Genomic DNA, 16,599 nt, shown 5'->3' with positions numbered 1-16,599 from the left:
GCATCACTCCGGAATGGGCGTGGCGAAGGACCTGTCATCAGGGGCTGATGGGGTCTATCCAAACCTAGCTGGTGCGCTACGTCCAGCGCGCAAGGGTGACAGGAGGCATGTCGATGGTGCGTATCCGACAAGGCGAGGTGCGCGAAAGCGTGGTGTCGCGGCGCTTCTCGACCACTCTGGCGGTCGACACCGGCGGGCGCGGCTTCACCGAAATCACCGGTGCGGTGGCGGCGTTCCTGGAGGGCGTCGGCGCCGGCGACGGCGAGGTGTCGCTGTTCTGCCGGCACACCTCCGCCTCGCTCACCATCCAGGAAAACGCCGATCCGGACGTGCGGGTCGATCTCCTCACCGCGCTGGAGCGGCTGGCGCCCGAGAATGCCGGCTGGGTGCACGACCTTGAAGGGCCGGACGACATGCCCGCCCATATCAAGGCGATGCTGACCGGCGTCAGCCTCGCCGTGCCGGTACTGGAGGGGCGCATGGCGCTCGGCACCTGGCAGGGACTCTATCTGGTCGAGCACCGGGTGCGGCCGCACCGGCGCGAATTGGTTGTGGCGTTTGTGGGCGAGGCCCACTAAAGGTCGAGCGTTGACTTGCGATGGGCCCGCTGCGGGCAGGCAGGCACTGCGGCTTGCGGTGGCGTTCCGTCCGCACCATGATCGCGGCCCGGACCTGCGCCGAGGGCAGGTCCGTGCAGGTGGAGAGGGCCTCTGCGCGTGGACACGACGACGAGTTTCCGGCTGGTGATCGCGGACGATCACCCGCTGTTCCGGGGCGCGCTGCGCGAGGCGGTGTCCCGTCAGTTCCCGGCGGCAAAACTGTTCGAGGCCGGCGGCTTCGAGGACCTTCAGGCGCTGCTGGAACGCGAGGGCGACCTCGATCTCATCCTGCTCGACCTCACCATGCCCGGCGTGCGCGGCTTTTCCGGGCTGATGTATCTGCGCGCGCAATATCCCGGCATTCCGGTGGTGGTGGTCTCCGCCAATGAGGAGCCGGGCGTCATCCGCAACTGCATGGAATTCGGCGCCTCCGGCTTCATCCCCAAGACCAGCGCGGTGGAGACCATGCGCGCGGCGATCGGCGCGGTGCTGGAGGGGCGCACCTGGTCGCCGCCGGATGTCGACCTCACCGGAGGCGCCGACAGGGAGACGCAGGCCCTCGTCTCCCGCCTCGCCACCCTGACCCCGCAGCAGGTGCGGGTGCTGATGATGCTGTCCGAGGGGCTGCTCAACAAGCAGATCGCCTATGAACTCGGCGTCTCGGAGGCGACGGTGAAGGCGCATGTCTCCGCCATTCTGCAGAAGCTCGGGGTCGAGAGCCGCACCCAGGCGGTGATCGCCGCCTCCAAGATCGAGGGCGGCACCTGGGCGCAGGGGGCCTCGGCGGCGGGGTGAGGTGAGCGCCGTCATCCGCGGGGCAGGTCTCAACCGACTCCGACACACGCTCGAGAGCGAGATTTGAGATATCCCGGATCTGATCACCGGAAAGGTGCCGCTGAAGCATTTTCGAGCGAAATGAGTTCTGGTTCGCGTGAAAAAATGCTTAAAAACAAACACCTAGAGCCCGTCTGGTAACCCGGCTTTCACCGGACGGGCTCCAGTTCGAATCGCCTCTGACGCCCATGGGCCGGCCGCACCAAGTTGCCAGGTGCAACCCTCTCGGCCTCTCACATCGTGGCGCCGATCTGCCACGGCACGAATTCGTGGTCGCCATAGCCGAGCATTTCGGATTTGGTCCGGCGACCGGAGGCAACCTCCAGAATCTGCTCGAATATGTCGCGGCCCTTCTGCTGGATCGACACGCCGTCGAGGATGTCGCCGCAGTTGACGTCCATATCTTCGATCATTCGCGTATACATCGGCGTATTGGTCGCCAGCTTGATCGAGGGTGTTGGCTTGGAACCGAAGGCGGAACCGCGCCCGGTGGTGAAGGCGAGCACATTGGCGCCGCCCGCAATCTGGCCTGTGGCGGCGACCGGGTCGAAGCCGGGCGTGTCCATGAACACCAGCCCCTTCTGGGTTATGGGCTCGGCATAGCGATAGACGCCGGCCAGCGGGGAACTGCCGCCTTTGGCGATCGCCCCGAGCGACTTCTCCAGGATGGTGGTGAGCCCGCCCGCTTTGTTGCCGGGGGACGGATTGTTGTTCATGACGCCGCGATGGCGCGCGGCATAATCCTCCCACCAGCGGATCAACCCTATCAGCCGCTCGCCGATCTCGGCGCTTGCCGCACGCTGGACCAGCAGATGCTCCGCACCGTAGATTTCCGGCGTCTCGGAGAGGATCGCCGTCCCGCCCTGGGCGACCAGCAGGTCGGCGGCAATGCCCAATGCCGGGTTGGCGGTGATGCCGGAATAGCCGTCCGACCCGCCGCATTGCAGCGCCAGCATGAGGTGGGACGCCGGCACGCGCTCGCGCTGCACCCGATTGGCGAGCGGCAGCATATCGCGGATGGCCGCGACGCCGGCTTCCACGGTTTTTCGCGTGCCGCCGGTCTGCTGGATGGTCAGGCTGCGGAAGCGCTCGCTCTCGACAATGCCATAGGCCTGCTTCCAGCGGTCGATCTGGAACGCCTCGCAGCCGAGGCCGACCATGATGACGGCGGCCATGTTCGGGTTTGCCGCATAGCCCCATTGGGTGCGTTTCAGCACCTCGAAGCCTTCGCCCTCGGTGTCCATGGCGCAGCCGGTGCCATGAACCAGCGGAACGACGCCGTCTATGTTGGGAAAATCGGCCAGGACGCCGGAGCGCACGATCTCCTCCGCCATGAACCGCGCCGCGGTGGCGGAGCAGTTCACCGAACTCAATATGCCGACATAATTGCGGGTGCCGACCCTGCCGTCCGGGCGGCGGAAGCCCTCGAAGGTGACCGGCGGCTCGATGGCGGCTGGCGGCGGGCCGGCCGCATCCCCGGCCGGGCGGGAGTTGCGCTCGAAATCCCTGAGACCGACATTGTGCTCGTGCAGCCAGGTGCCGGGCGCGATGGCAGCCGTGGCGAAGCCGATGATCTGGCCGAACTTGATGATCGGCGCGCCGGTCTCGATCGGCGCCACCGCCATTTTGTGGCCGCGCGGGATGCGGTCGGCAGCGACGACGCCACCCGCCGCGACGCCGCGCTCGATGGCGTCGACCGCGACGATGAGATTGTCGCCCGGATCCATCCGCACGCTGCGCGGCGCCGACCTCACAATTACTTCGGGGTCAACCATGGGCCAGCACCTGCTGGCGCTGGGTACCGAGCCCCGCAATGCCCAGCTCGACGCTGTCGCCGGCCTTCAGATAGCGCGGAGGGCGCTGGCCCATGCCGACACCGGGCGGCGTGCCGGTGGTGATGACGTCTCCCGGCTCCAACCGCATGAAGCGCGAGACATAGGACACGAGAAAATGCAGCCCGAAGATCATCGTGGCTGTGGAGCCGGCCTGCATGCGCGCACCATTGACGTCGAGCCGGAGTGCCAGATCCTGCACGTCCGCGATCTCGTCCGCAGTCACCAGCCAGGGCCCGAGCGGGCCGAAGCCCGGGCTGCTCTTGCCCTTGGTCCACTGCCCGCCGCGCTCATTCTGGAAGGAGCGCTCGGAAACGTCATGGCAGACGCAGTAGCCGGCGATGACATCCGGCGCGTCAGATTCGGGGATATCATAAGCGGTCTCGCCGATGACCATGGCGATCTCAACCTCCCAATCGAGCTTGCTCGATCCGGGGGGGATGAGAATGGGGTCGTTCGGCCCGGCGATCGAGGACGGCGCCTTGTTGAACAGCACCGGCTCATCGGGAATGGGCAAGCCGCTCTCGCGGGCATGGTCGGCATAATTGAGCCCGACCGCGATGAAATTGCCGACGCCGGCGACGCAGGGGCCGAGCCGCACCGCATCCGCCACCAGCGGCAGCGCCGCCGGATCGAGACGTCGCAACGCATTCAGACCGGCACGCGACAGGCTCTTGCCCGATATGTCGGGGATGATGGCCGAGAGATCCCGTATGCGGCCAACGTCATCGAGCAGCCCCGGGCGCTCCGCGCCGGCGGGGCCATAACGCAACAGTTTCACGTCTGTGTCTCCAGATGTCCGGCGGCTCTCAGGGTCAGGCCACCGTGCCCTTGCGGATGATGACGTTGCCGTAGAACAGCCGCTCGCCGGTAGCGATCACGGCGAAGGCCTGTTTGGACCGCTCGTAGAAGGCAAAGCGTTCGATACGCTTGAGACCGACAGCGCCCGCTGTGACTTCGCCGAGTATCGCCTCGATCGCGCGATGGGCGGGCATGAGGGTGTCGGGCTCGCCGATGACCTCCATGCCCAGTACCGGGTCGGGCTCGGATTCGTCGATCGGCAGCACGCTGAGCACGGCGCGCAGCATGCGCGGCATGTCGCTCGCCTCCATGCGCACCAGCCGGCGCGCCACGGTCTCGGCGGGAAAACTGCCATCGGCGATGACGATTTCATCGCCGTGGCCCATCGCCCGCAGCGCGTGGAGAATGTCCGGATTCAGTATAGGGTCGATGCCGATCAGCATGGTGTCCGCCTGGCTGTTGTCGTCATGAAAGGTCGTGCAGGTCGCGCTCGGTCGGCGGCAGAATGCGGAATTCCGAGAAGGCGATTTCCAGACCGGCACGTTCCGGCGTGCAGGCCATCGGCCCGACCCGATAGGCGGGCATCGCCGGGAACGGCGCCAGGCGCAGCAGCGGCCATGTCGTGCCGTCGGTGGAGGCCTGCACCCGCAGGGCGCCGCCCTTCACAGTGAGGCGCAGCCGCATATCGGCGAGATCTCCGTCCAGCCGCGTCACCGACCAGTCGGAGCGGCCATCGGTCACCACTACGCTGAAGTTGAGATGCCCGTCGCTGAACTCGACCCCTGCCTTGACCCACCGTGTCTCGTCAATCCGCACCATCAGGCCGGCCTGATCATATAGCGAGGGGTAGGCGCCCTGAACGCGCACTTCCGCGGTGAATGCCTCGCCGGTGGTAAAGCCGAGGAAATGGCCATTGTCGCGGACGAAGCCGTAATGGGTTTCGCGCCAGAAATCTGTCGCCGCATCCGTCGCCAGATGCAGGGTGCCGGAGGCGATGGACCAACTGGCGGGCTCGTTGAGCCAACGGCCGGTGCCTAGATCGACGTCGGTCATAGGTATGTCTCGCTGTGGGAATGGAGGCGAAGCAGGGGTTCGAGGCGATAAGCGTCGATCGCATTGCCGGCAAATAGGCGTCGCTCGGCTTCCTGATCGTCAGAGAAGCATCGCGCGGCGATATCCTTAACCGCGCCATAATCGGCCGCGAGCGTCGCCACCGGCCAGTCGGAGCCGAAGATGAGCCGCCGGCTGCCAAAGGCGCGCCTGGCGAGGGCGAGATAGGGATCGAAGGTCGTGGGCGACCAGCCGTCCCAGGCGGCCTCGGTAACGAGCCCCGACACTTTGCACCGGACGTTGTCGAACGTCGCGATCTCTGCGAAGCGCTCCGCCCATTGTGTATCGAAACCGTACGCGATCGGCGGCTTGGCCATGTGGTCGAGCACAAAAGGCGCGCCGGGGAAGTGGCGCACGCAGGCGGTCGCCGCGGGAAGCTCGCGGGAACGCACCAACAGGTCGAATGTAAGCCCCGCCTCGAAAGCCGCCTCCAGTCCGCGCAGGACGCCGGGACGGGTCAGCCAGTGCGGTTCGGGCTCGTCATGCACATTGTGACGTAGGCCGACCAGGCGGTCGCCGCCCGGCAGGGCGCGCAGCCGGGCGATCGCGCCGGAGACGTCCGGGCCTTCAAGGTCGACCCAGCCGACCACGCCGATCACGAAAGGCGTGACGGCCGCGAGGGCCAGGAATTCCTCGGTCTCGGCCGCGTCGTGGCGGCACTGCACCAGCAGCGTGGCGTCGACCCCGGAGGCCGCCAGCAGTGGCGCGAGATCGGCGGGACCATAGGGCCGGCGCAGCGGCGCCATCGCCTCCCCCGCCATCCAGGGATAGGCGGCGCGGGAGGGGTCCCAGAAATGCTGGTGGGCGTCGATGACGAGACGCGGGGCGGGCCTCATGGCGTGGGCGCCGCCGGATCGATCAGGCCGCCGGCGCGCAGATCTTCCCACAGAGCGGCCGGGATCGGATGGCGGAACAGCGCCTCGTTCTCGGCGATCTCGGCCGCGTTGCGCGCGCCGGTGAGGATGGTGGCGACGGCGGGATGGGCGGCCGGGAACTGGATCGCCGCCGCCTTCAGCGGCACGCCGTGGCGCGCGCAGGCCGCGTCGAGGTCGCGGGCGCGGGCGATCAGCGCCGGGTCGGCATCGGCATAGTTGAACTTGGCGCCAGGCGCCGGGTTGGCCAGTACGCCGCTATTATAGACGCCGCCGATGATGACGCCGATGCCCTGGCGTTCGCACAGGGGCAGGAAATCCGCCAGCGCGCCCTGCTCCAGCAGCGTGTAGCGGCCGGCTAGCAGGAAACAGTCGAAGCGGCCGGCGCGGGCGAAGCTGGCCAGCATCTCGCTCTGGTTCATGCCGGCGCCGATGGCGCCGATGAGGCCATCGCTGCGCAGCCGGTCGAGCGCCCGGTAGGCGCCGGCCACCGCCTCGTCATAATGATCGTCGGGATCGTGGATGTGCAGCACGTCGATCCGGCCGGTGCCGAGCCGCTCCAGGCTTTCCTCAAATGACCGCATCACCCCGTCATAGCTGAAGTCGAACACCGGCCGCTCCGGCGGGGTGCCCTTGTAGTAGGCGTCCTCGCCCACCGCCTGCGCCGGCCGGCGCAGCAGCCGGCCGACCTTGGTGCAGAGCACGTAGCTGTCGCGCGGCTGGCCGGCGAGGAAGGCGCCGAGCCGGCGCTCGGCGAGCCCGTTGCCATATTGCGGAGCGGTATCGAAGAACCGCAGGCCAAGGTCCCACGCTTTGGTGATGGTCGCTTCCGCGGCCTCGTCGCTTACCGGCTCATAGAGCCCGCCGAGCGGCGCCGTGCCGAGCCCCAGTCGGGTGATCCGCAGCCCGGTCGAACCGAGGCGCCCTGTGTCCGTCGCGCGTGGCATGCGTGTTCCCATGGATCGCGTTGCTGAGGGGCCAGATGTCGCCGGCTATTGCGGATATGTCAATTTATTTTTCGTATATGAAATTTCTGTTGCCAATCGGATATTCACCCCGCATCATTCCACCTGCAAGCCGCCTGAAGCTCCACCCAGGACATGTGCCGCATGACGTCCGATACTCCCGATTTCTCACAGGGCGCCGCCTTCGTCGAAGGTCGCTATGTTCCGGCCCGGGAAGCCCGCGTGTCGATTCTCGACTGGGGCTTCACCCGCTCGGATGTGACCTATGACGTCGTCCATGTCCGCGATGGCGGCTTCTTCCGGCTCGATGACCATCTCGACCGGTTCGAGCGCTCGCTGGCGGGGCTGCGGCTGGTGCCGCCGCACGCCCGCGCGGCGATCGCGGCGATCCTCGATCGCTGCGTGGCGTTGTCGGACTTGCGCGACGCCTATGTCGCGATGATCTGCACCCGCGGCCGGCCGCGGGTCTTCGGTTCGCGCCGTCCGGCGGATTGCGACAACCTCTTCAGCGCCTACGCCATTCCCTGGATCGACGTCATCCCGCCCGACGTGCAGGCGCGCGGCGCTCATCTCCACATCGCCAGCGTGCCGCGCATTCCCGCCGCCTCGATCGACCCGACGATGAAGAACTACCATTGGGGCGATCTCACGCGCGGCCTGTTCGAAGCCCATGACGCCGGGGCGGACACTGCCGTGCTGCTCGACGCCGAGGGTTTCGTCACCGAAGGGCCCGGCTTCAACGTGTTCATGGTCCGCAATGGCGAGGTGTTGACACCCGATCGCGGCGCGCTCGAAGGCATCACCCGCCGCTCGGTGCTGGAACTCTGCGCCCTGACCGGCGTGCCCGCCCGCCTCGCGCCGCTGCGCCGCGAGGACCTGCTTAGCGCCGACGAGATGTTCTGCACCACCACCGCCGGCGGCGTGATGCCGGTTTCGCGGGTCGACGGCCACATCATGGGCAATGACGCCCCCGGGCCGCTGAGCCTGCGGCTGAAGCAACTTTATTGGCAGAAACATGCCGAAGGCTGGCACCGCACCGAGGTGAACTACACCGGTGCCGGAACGATGCCCGCCGCGTGAACGGACGATCCAAAAGCAATCCAGAGGACGACTTCCATGCACAGACGCGACTTCATGACCGGCGCCGCCGCCGGCCTTGCCGGCCTGCTTGTGGCCGCCGCCACAGTTCCCGCAATGGCCGCAGCAAAGGAACTGCGTGTCCTGACCTGGGAAGGCTATGCCGACGAGCCCTGGGTCAAGGCCTTCGAGGCCAGGACCGGCGCCAAGGTGAAGATCACCTATACCGGCAGCGTCGACGAGATCTTCGCCAAGATGACCGCCTCGAAGGGGGAGGATTTCGACGTCATCGCCATCGAGACCTCGTCCTACAAGCGCCTGACGCAGGAAAAGCTGATCCAGCCGGTCGATCTTTCCAAAATCCCCAATGCGGCGAACCTGTTGCCGGCGTTCCGCGACGTCTCCGCCATCATGTTCGATGACAAACCCTATGCGGTTCCCTTCGCCTGGGGCTCGATCCCGCTGATCTACGACAAGGCGGTGTTCGCGCAGCCGCCGGCGAGCTGGAACGTGCTGTGGGACGAACAGTACAAGGGCCGGATCATCGCCATGGACGACGCCAACAATGCGATCGTCACCACCGCGCTGCTGCTCGGCTACAAGGACCCCTTCAACCTGACCGACGCCCAGTTCGCTGAGATCAAGGCCAAGCTGCTCGACCAGAAGCGGTTCGTCTCGACCTATTATGCCGGCTTCGATGACGGGGTCAGCATCTTCGCCCAGGGCGGCGTCGACCTGATGATGTCGATGGGAGAGCCGCAGGCGCCGATGCTGCGCAAGAAGGGTGTCGATGTCGGGCTGACCATCCCGCAGGAGGGTGCCATCGGCTGGATCGACTGCTGGGCGATCAGTGCCGGTGCCCGTGACCCCGAGCTTGCCCATGCCTGGATCGATGCCATGCTGGAGAAACAGGTCGGCACCTATATCAGCGAGAAGACCGGCTACGGAAACACCACCAATGCCGAGGCCAACGCCGCGATCGGCCTGACCTATGCCGACAAGCTGGTGTTCCTGCAGGCCCCGGAGAGTTTCGCCCGGCGCATCGACCTGTGGAACGAGATCAAGGCGACACCGGTCGAATGAACGACGCGTCCAACACCGGAGCCGATGCCGGCATGAGCTTCCGCAACCTCATCCACCTTGCCGGGGTCGGCAAATCCTACGGAGCGGTGAACGTGCTGAAGCCGATCGATCTCGTGATCGGCGATGGCGAGTTCCTTACCATCCTCGGGCCTTCCGGTTCCGGTAAGACCACTATCCTGCGCATGCTCGGCGGCTTCACGCCTCCGAGCGTGGGCCGCATCCTGCTCGACGGCGTCGACATCACCGACATGCCGATCTTCGAACGGCCCTTCAACACGGTGTTCCAGGACTACGCGCTGTTCCCGCATATGAGCGTGGCGCGCAATGTCGGTTACGGACTGAAGATGCGCGGGCGCCCACGCCGGGAGATAGACCGCAAAGTTGCCGACGTCCTCGCCATCGTCGATCTCGCCGACAAGGCACAGCGCTATCCCGCCGAACTGAGCGGCGGCCAGCGCCAGCGCGTGGCGCTGGCCCGCGCCATCGTGTGCGAGCCACGGGTGGTGTTGCTGGACGAGCCGCTGGGCGCGCTCGACGCCGAGTTGCGCCGCTCGATGCAGGACTTCCTGAAAGCCCTGCAGCGCCGCATCCGCACCACCTTCGTCTTCATCACCCACGACCAGGAAGAGGCGATCTCGATGTCGGACCGCATCGTGGTGATGGATCACGGCAAGGTCGAGCAGATCGGCACGCCGAAGGACATCTATTACCGTCCGCAAAGCGAGTTCGTGGCGAAATTTTTCGGCGAGAACAACGTCTTGCCGGCGCGATTGACCGGCTCGGGCGCTTCCCCGGTCGCAGAGAGCCCGCTCGGCAGCCATGCCCTGCTCGGCCCGGCGCCGGCCGACGCCTTTTCGATCGCCATCCGCCCGGAGAGCTTCAGCGTCGGCGATGCCGGCACCGGGACCGCCGGCCAGCGCTCCATGGTCGGCCGACTGGAGAGCCTCACCTTTCTCGGCGCGACCACCCAGCTCGTGGTGCGCCTCGGCGAGGGCTCGCCGCACACCGTCAAGGTGCGGCTGCCGACACCGGATTTGGGGAACGGCATCGGCATCGGCAAGCCGGTGCCGCTGCGCTGGTCCGATGCCGATGTCAGCATCCTGGTCGCGCGGGGCGCGCCATGACCGATCTCTCGCTCGCCACATCCGGCGCCGGTCCGATGATCACGGGCACTCCCTCGCCGCGGCGCCGGCAGGCGCGCCGCATCGTGTTGCGGCTGGCGGTCTATGGCCTGCCGGCGCTGCTGATCCTGGTGCCGCTGGCCACATTTCTCGTCTACAGTTTCTGGATCACCGTTGACGGCCAGGTCGTGCAGACCTTTACCTTGGCCAATTACATCGATTTCCTGGCCAAGCCGGTTTATCGCGGCGTCTTCGTCGGAACGCTGTGGCTCGCCAGCATCGTCGCGGTCACCAGCCTGATCTTTGGCTACATCATTGCCTATCTTGTGTGGCGGCTGGAGGGACGGCTGCGCTACCTCCTGCTGCTGCTCAGCGTGATCCCGCTGGCGATGAACTACATCGTCAAAATCTACGCGATGCGCAGCATCCTCGGCTATAACGGCTTCTTGAACTGGCTGCTGGTCACCGTCGGGCTGCTGGAGGCGCCGAGCAAGCAGTTCATCTTCAACCAGACCGCGGTGATGATCACCATGGCGGTGATCTATCTGCCCTATGCCATCCTGCCGATCTTCCTGTCGCTGGAGCGCATCTCGCCCTCGCTGATGGCGGCCTCCGCCGATCTCGGCGGGCGGCCGGGGCAGACCTTCCGCAACGTTGTGCTGCCGCTCAGCCTGCCGGGCTCGATCGTCGGCGCGCTGTTTGTCATGGTGTTGGCGCTGGGCGACTACCTCACCCCACAAATGGTTGGCGGCAATCAGGGCTTCACCTTCGGTCGCGCGATCTGGAGCCAGTTCGGCATGGCGTTCAATTGGCCGTTCGGTGCCGCGCTGGCCGTGGTGCTGCTGCTCTCGGTCGTGCTCATCATCCTCGCCGCCGCCGTCATCTCCCGCCATGCGAGGGTGAAATGACCGCCACCGAGCGATTGACCATCTCCCTGCTTTGGGTCATCGGCGCCACGGTCTTTGTCGTGCTGTACGGCCCGGCCCTCATGGTGGTGCTGCTGTCGTTCTTCGACATCACCCGCGAGGGCATCGACTGGGGCAGCTTCGGCTTCCAGTGGTACGGGCGGCTCGGCGACAATCCGCAGATGCTCGCCGCGCTCGGCAACACGCTGCTGGTCGGGGCGTGCGCCGTCGTTCTCGCCACCGCGCTGGCGCTCGGCCTTGCCTATTACATGAAGACCGGGGCGCGGCGCGGCCGGGCCTTCGTCGAATTCGTGATATTCCTGCCCTTCGTGCTGCCGGCGATCATTACGGGCATATCGCTGCTCATCGCCTTCCGCGAATTGGGGCTGGAGCGTAGTCTCATTACCGTCACCATCGGGCATGTCGTGCTGATCCTCGCCATCATCTACCGGATGGTGACGATACGGCTGGACAGCCTGGAGAACAGCCAGATCGAGGCCTCGCTCGATCTCGGCGCCAACGGCCGGCAGACATTCTTCCATGTGGTGCTGCCGCAGCTGCGCTCAGCCCTCGTCACCAGCGGGCTGCTCGCCTTCACGCTATCTTTCGACGAGACGCTGGTGACTTTCTTCCTGGTCGGCGGCGATGCGACCTTGCCGATCCGGCTATGGGCGATGATGCGGGTCGGCTTCACTCCGGAAGTGAACGCCCTCGTTTCCATCGTCCTCGTCGTTACAATCACGCTTGCCGTTCTCGGCGCGATGTCTCTTAAGGAGGCGATGGCGAGAAAATAATGAGCATTCGCAACAGCCCAGCGGCAGGACGTGACGTGGCAGACCGAGACACTCCGATAAGCAATGAGCCCCCGGCGCTCGGGAAACTGTTGCGCGACCGGCGTGCGCATCACGGCTGGACACTGGCCGACGTAAGCTCGATGACCGGCATCTCCACCTCGACCTTGTCGAAGATCGAGAACGGTCTGCTCTCCCCAACCTTCGACAAGGTGCTGCAGCTGAGCCGTGGCCTCGGCGTCGAAATCGCCGACCTTCTTGATCCTCCGGTCACCGAGGACCGATCACCCGCCGTCGTCGTCGGCCGCCGCAGCGTCAGCCGGCACTATGAGGGCCAGCAGCTCGACACGAAATACTATACCTACCGTTATCTCTGCTCGGACGTCGCCCATAAGCGCATCATCCCGATCTATATCGAAGTTCGCGCCAAAACGATCGAGCAGGCCGGTGAGATGACCTCCCACGTCGGAGAAGAGTTCGTCCATGTCTTGAAGGGAAAAGTGATGCTTTTCTCTGAGTATTACGAGCCGATACGGCTGGAGGCGGGCGATAGCGTATATTTGGATAGCACGATGAAACACGCTTACATATCTCTGACGGAAGAGCCCAGCGAAATAATGATAACCTGTTCTAGTGCTACACCAAATCTTGCACAAACTCTGCGTGAAATTATAAAAGATAGAATATTGAACGAAAAGCAATGAAATACCCACAGTCCGCAAGGCTTCCAGAACGAGGAATGACGCGAGAGCGGATGTGTTCGACTCTATCGAGCGCTTCTGCCATCGCCGGCGCAGGCACTCGACGCGGGGCGATCTGAGCCCCGTCCGCCCAGGCCATATCGCTAGGGCCTGATCCGATCAGGTGGCGGTGCAATCAGATCGGAAGGTGCTCTAGGGTCGGAATCGGTCGAGTCACGGGCTTGAGCCGGGGATGCGTGCCTTGGGCTCGTGCGGTGAAAGACGCGGATGGCCGCGTCAAGCCCGGCAAGGACGCTCGGCAAGGATACCCCGGCAGGGTGCCGTGCCTCACTCCGCCGCCGCCCGCGCGGCGCGGCACTGGGCGAGCAGGGCGCGCAGCGCCGCCGGGCGCACCGGCTTGTTCAGCACTTCCATCTCGGTCGCCCGGGCGCCGTCGCGCACCCGCTTCGAGCGGTCGGCGGTGATCAGCACCGCCGGCAGGCTTTGGCCGAGCTTCCAGCGCAGCTGCTTGGCCGCCTCGATGCCGTCGCCGGTGTCGAGGTGATAGTCGACTAGCAGGATGTCGGGAGGGGTGCGCCGCTCGCGCAGCATGGCGAGCGCTTCCTCAATGCCGGGGGCTTTCAGCACCTCGCAGCCCCAGCCGCTGAGCAGCGTGTCCATGCCGTCGAGAATGGCGGGGTCGTTGTCGATGCACAGCACGCAAAGACCCTGCAGGCTCGCCAGCGGCCCCGCCGCGCGCGGCGAGGGCGCCTCGCGGGCGGGAATGGCCGGAGCGGCGGGCAGTTCGACCGTGAAGACCGAGCCCTTGCCGGTCACGGAGGACAGGGTGATCGTGTGGTCGAGCACGCGGGCGATGCGCTCGACGATGGAGAGCCCGAGCCCCAGCCCGCGCGCCGCCTTGGCACCCTCGTCGAGCCGCTGGAATTCCTTGAAGATCAGCTTCTGCTTGGCCTGCGGCACGCCGACCCCGGTATCCAGCACCTGTATGCGCAGCTTGCCGCGCCGCCGCCGCACGCCGACCAGCACCCGCCCGCGCGGCGTGTATTTGAGCGCGTTCGACACCAGGTTCTGCAGCAGCCGGCGCAGCAGCCGCCGGTCGGAGCGCACCGCCGCCGAACTCGGCACGAAGGTCAGGCGCAGCCCTTTTTCCATCGCCATCGGGGCGAATTCGACGTCGAGCTGGCGGAAGATCTCGTCGAGCCGCAGCGCGGCGAATTCCGGCTTGTGCGCGCCGGCATCGAGGCGGGAGATATCGAGCAGTGCGCCGAGGATCTCCTCCACCGCCTCCAGCGAGGCATCGACATTGCGGGCGAGGCGGGCGTCGTCGCCGCCTTCGGCGCGTTCCACGAGGCTGGTCGCGTAGAGCCGGGCGGCGTTCAGCGGCTGCAGGATGTCGTGGCTGGCGGCGGCGAGGAAGCGGGTTTTCGAGATGTTGGCCTCGTCCGCCCCGGATTTCGCCAGGGCGAGCTGGGCATTGAGGTTCTCCAGCGCCTTGGTGCGCTCGCGCACGCGCCGCTCCAGCGTCTCGTTGGCGCGCTCCAGTGCCTCGGCGGCCTCCACCGTCGGGGTGATGTCGGTGAAGGTCACCACGACGCCGCCGTCAGGCATGGTGTTGACCCGCACCTCCATCACCACGCCGCGCGGGGCGAGGCGCTCCTGGAAGGCGACGTTACGGCGGACGTAGCGCGACAGCTTCTCGCGCACGATCTCCTCCACCGGGCCGGCGCCGAACTGGCCGGCGGTGGCGTTGAAGCGGATGATCTGGTCGATGCCGACGCCGATGCGCAGGATTTCCGGCGGCAAATCCAGCATCTCGCCGAACTGCCGGTTCCAGGTGACGAGGCGCAGGTCGCGGTCGAACACCGCGATGCCCTGGCGCACATGGTCGAGCGCGGTCTGCAGGATCTCGCGATTGTACTGGATGGCGGCGGAAGCGTCGTCGAGCAGCTTCAGCGCCGCCTTGGTCGAAACGGTGCGCTTTCTCAGCATCAGCGACAGCACGAGCCGCGAGGAGGCGGCGCCGATGGCCGAGGCGAGCAGGTGCTCGGCATAGCGGATGAGCTGGAAGTCCGCCTCGCGGCCCGGCTCCAGCGACACGCCACGCATCGCCGAGACGCTCTCGAACGAGGCACGGGTGCGCTCCTCGCCGAGATAGCGCGCCACCGTGGCGATCAATTCGCCCACCGTGACCGGCGAGCGCCACAGCCGGAAGCTCGGTGCCGAGGGGGCATGCTCGCTCTGCACGAACACGCTGGCCTGAAGCCGCTCGATCGGCGTCGGCCGGCGAATCATCGAGGCGGCGAAGAACACCAGCACGTTGACGGTCAGGCTCCACAGCACGCCGTGCACCAGCGGGCTCGCCTGCACGCCGAGCAGCGCCTGCGGCCGCAGAAAGCCGAGGCCGAACGGACCGTCGGTCAGCAGCGCGTGGCTGAACATCCCGGCGTCGACCAGATTGGGCAGCAGCAGCGTGTAGGCCCAGAACGCGATGCCGGCGGCGATGCCGGCCAGCGCGCCGAGGCCGGTGCCGCGCCGCCAGACCAGGCCGATGAGCAGCGCCGGCCCGAACTGGGCGACGGCGGCGAAGGACAGCAGGCCGATCTGCGCCAGCTGCGCCTCGCCGGTGACGCGGTAATAGAGATAGGCGGCCAGCAGGATGGCGAAGATGGCGATGCGGCGCACCATGAGCAGCCGGTGGCCCATGTCGACATGGTCCGGCGGGGCCCCGCTGCGCCCGGCCTCGTCGCCCTCGCGCAGCCGCCGGCCGCGCACCATCAGCGGCATGAAGATGTCGTTCGACACCATCACCGCCAGCGCCACGGTCTCGACGATCACCATCGCGGTGGCGGCCGACAGCCCACCGACGAAGGCGATCAGCGCCATGGCATGGGCGCCGGTCGACAGCGGCAGGGTGACGACATACATGTCGCCGTCGATGAAGCCGGGCGGAAAGGCGACCAGGCCGGCGACGGCGATGGGGATGACGAACAGGTTGATGAGGACGAGATAGAGCGGGAACAGCCAGCGGGCGGTGCGGATCTCGTTCTCGGAGGTGTTCTCCACCACCGCGACGTGGAACTGGCGCGGCAGCAGCAGGATGGCGAGCGCCGAGAGCAGGGTCATCGCGCCCCAGCTTCCCAGCGTGAAACCGTCGGTCAGCACCGGCAGCACGCCCTTCTCGGCGGCCTTCTCGAACAGGTCGAAGGGGCCGGCGAACATGCCGAACACGACGAACAGCCCGACCGCGAGGAAGCTGACCAGCTTGACGATGGATTCGGTCGCCACCGCCAGCATCAGCCCTTCCTGGTGCTCGGTGGCGTCGATATGGCGGGTGCCGAACAGCACCGCGAACACCGCCATCGCCACCGCGATGGTGAGGGCGAGATCGCCCACCAGCGGGTAATGCAGCCCCAGCCCGTCGAAATCGCCGAGCATGGCCAGCAGCGAGGCCGACACCGCCTTGAGTTGCAGGGCGATGTAGGGCAGCGAGCCGACGATGGCGACACAGGCCACCAGCGCTGCCACGCCCTGGCTCTTGCCGTAGCGGGCGGCGACGAAATCGGCGATCGAGGTGATGTTCTGCGCCTTGGCGAGGCGCACGATCCGCAGCAGGAACGGCGTGCCCAGCGCGAAGATCAGGATCGGGCCGATATAGATGGTCAGGAAGTTGACGCCCTGCGTGGTGGCAAGGCCGACCGAGCCGAAGAAGGTCCAGGAAGTGCAGTAGACCGCCAGCGACAGCGAATAGATATAGGGTCGCCCTTCGCGTCCCCGGCGCGGCAGGCGCCGGTCGCCGAAGCTCGCCACGGCGAACAGGAAGCCGATATAGACGAGCGCGACGGCGATGATGGACCATGCCTGAAGCATGAACTCTCCCGGCGGCGTGGAGCCGCCGTCTTTATGCGCCG

The 16,599-nt window shown here is 66.5% G+C and carries 15 protein-coding genes; 8 read left to right on the top strand and 7 right to left on the bottom strand.

Going from position 1 to position 16,599, the window contains the following annotated elements; all coding sequences use genetic code 11:
* Positions 1 to 113: 113 nt before the first annotated feature.
* Entirely contained in the window at positions 114 to 578 is a 465-nt protein-coding gene (locus KHC23_RS15540; protein WP_213373576.1) for a secondary thiamine-phosphate synthase enzyme YjbQ, read from the top strand.
* A gap of 138 nt (positions 579 to 716) precedes the next feature.
* Positions 717 to 1,394: a response regulator transcription factor gene (locus tag KHC23_RS15535; RefSeq protein WP_213373575.1), complete on the top strand. Its 678-nt coding sequence runs from the start codon at positions 717 to 719 to the stop codon at positions 1,392 to 1,394.
* A gap of 272 nt (positions 1,395 to 1,666) precedes the next feature.
* Here KHC23_RS15535 and KHC23_RS15530 read toward each other — a convergent pair whose 3' ends face one another.
* From KHC23_RS15530 to KHC23_RS15505, 6 genes are read right to left on the bottom strand one after another with little or no spacing between them, the layout of a single operon-like run.
* On the bottom strand, positions 1,667 to 3,208 hold the full coding sequence (locus KHC23_RS15530; RefSeq protein WP_213373574.1) for a UxaA family hydrolase: 1,542 nt from the start codon (positions 3,206 to 3,208) through the stop codon (positions 1,667 to 1,669).
* Positions 3,201 to 4,046, bottom strand: coding sequence for a fumarylacetoacetate hydrolase family protein (locus KHC23_RS15525; protein WP_213373573.1), 846 nt, complete (start codon positions 4,044 to 4,046; stop codon positions 3,201 to 3,203). The genes KHC23_RS15530 and KHC23_RS15525 overlap by 8 nt, the downstream gene beginning before the upstream one ends.
* 34 nt (positions 4,047 to 4,080) lie before the next feature.
* A complete protein-coding gene (locus KHC23_RS15520; protein ID WP_213373572.1) occupies positions 4,081 to 4,509 on the bottom strand; it encodes an RbsD/FucU family protein in 429 nt (142 codons plus the stop codon).
* A 22-nt stretch (positions 4,510 to 4,531) separates the two neighbouring features.
* The gene (locus KHC23_RS15515; RefSeq protein ID WP_213373571.1) at positions 4,532 to 5,119 is read right to left on the bottom strand and encodes a DUF1349 domain-containing protein; all 588 of its coding nucleotides are present in this window, start codon (positions 5,117 to 5,119) and stop codon (positions 4,532 to 4,534) included.
* On the bottom strand, positions 5,116 to 6,012 hold the full coding sequence (locus KHC23_RS15510; RefSeq protein WP_213373570.1) for an amidohydrolase family protein: 897 nt from the start codon (positions 6,010 to 6,012) through the stop codon (positions 5,116 to 5,118). Before KHC23_RS15510 ends, KHC23_RS15515 begins: the two co-directional genes overlap by 4 nt.
* Positions 6,009 to 6,995 (bottom strand): aldo/keto reductase, encoded by a 987-nt coding sequence (locus KHC23_RS15505; protein WP_213373569.1) that lies wholly within the window; start codon positions 6,993 to 6,995, stop codon positions 6,009 to 6,011. Before KHC23_RS15505 ends, KHC23_RS15510 begins: the two co-directional genes overlap by 4 nt.
* 162 nt (positions 6,996 to 7,157) lie before the next feature.
* On the opposite strand from KHC23_RS15505, the gene KHC23_RS15500 reads away from it, so the two are divergent.
* From KHC23_RS15500 to KHC23_RS15475, 6 genes are read left to right on the top strand one after another with little or no spacing between them, the layout of a single operon-like run.
* A complete protein-coding gene (locus KHC23_RS15500) occupies positions 7,158 to 8,093 on the top strand; it encodes an aminotransferase class IV (protein ID WP_213373568.1) in 936 nt (311 codons plus the stop codon).
* Between the two features lie 36 nt (positions 8,094 to 8,129).
* Positions 8,130 to 9,173: an ABC transporter substrate-binding protein gene (locus KHC23_RS15495; RefSeq protein ID WP_213373567.1), complete on the top strand. Its 1,044-nt coding sequence runs from the start codon at positions 8,130 to 8,132 to the stop codon at positions 9,171 to 9,173.
* Positions 9,170 to 10,297: an ABC transporter ATP-binding protein gene (locus tag KHC23_RS15490; protein WP_246544660.1), complete on the top strand. Its 1,128-nt coding sequence runs from the start codon at positions 9,170 to 9,172 to the stop codon at positions 10,295 to 10,297. Before KHC23_RS15495 ends, KHC23_RS15490 begins: the two co-directional genes overlap by 4 nt.
* The gene (locus KHC23_RS15485) at positions 10,294 to 11,202 is read left to right on the top strand and encodes an ABC transporter permease (protein WP_246544659.1); all 909 of its coding nucleotides are present in this window, start codon (positions 10,294 to 10,296) and stop codon (positions 11,200 to 11,202) included. The genes KHC23_RS15490 and KHC23_RS15485 overlap by 4 nt, the downstream gene beginning before the upstream one ends.
* Positions 11,199 to 11,993 carry an ABC transporter permease gene (locus KHC23_RS15480; RefSeq protein WP_213373566.1) on the top strand — a complete coding sequence of 265 codons (795 nt, stop codon included), beginning with the start codon at positions 11,199 to 11,201 and terminating at the stop codon, positions 11,991 to 11,993. Before KHC23_RS15485 ends, KHC23_RS15480 begins: the two co-directional genes overlap by 4 nt.
* Positions 11,993 to 12,694: a helix-turn-helix domain-containing protein gene (locus KHC23_RS15475; RefSeq protein ID WP_213373565.1), complete on the top strand. Its 702-nt coding sequence runs from the start codon at positions 11,993 to 11,995 to the stop codon at positions 12,692 to 12,694. The genes KHC23_RS15480 and KHC23_RS15475 overlap by 1 nt, the downstream gene beginning before the upstream one ends.
* Before the next feature lie 324 nt (positions 12,695 to 13,018).
* Here KHC23_RS15475 and KHC23_RS15470 read toward each other — a convergent pair whose 3' ends face one another.
* Complete coding sequence (locus KHC23_RS15470; RefSeq protein ID WP_213373564.1) at positions 13,019 to 16,558, bottom strand: PAS domain-containing hybrid sensor histidine kinase/response regulator; 3,540 nt, start codon at positions 16,556 to 16,558, stop codon at positions 13,019 to 13,021.
* Positions 16,559 to 16,599: the final 41 nt, after the last annotated feature.

This window comes from Ancylobacter dichloromethanicus (genome assembly GCF_018390645.1).
GTDB lineage: Bacteria > Pseudomonadota > Alphaproteobacteria > Rhizobiales > Xanthobacteraceae > Ancylobacter > Ancylobacter dichloromethanicus.
Note: the sequence above shows the minus strand (reverse complement) of the source record. Positions and strands in the feature narration are given on the sequence as shown.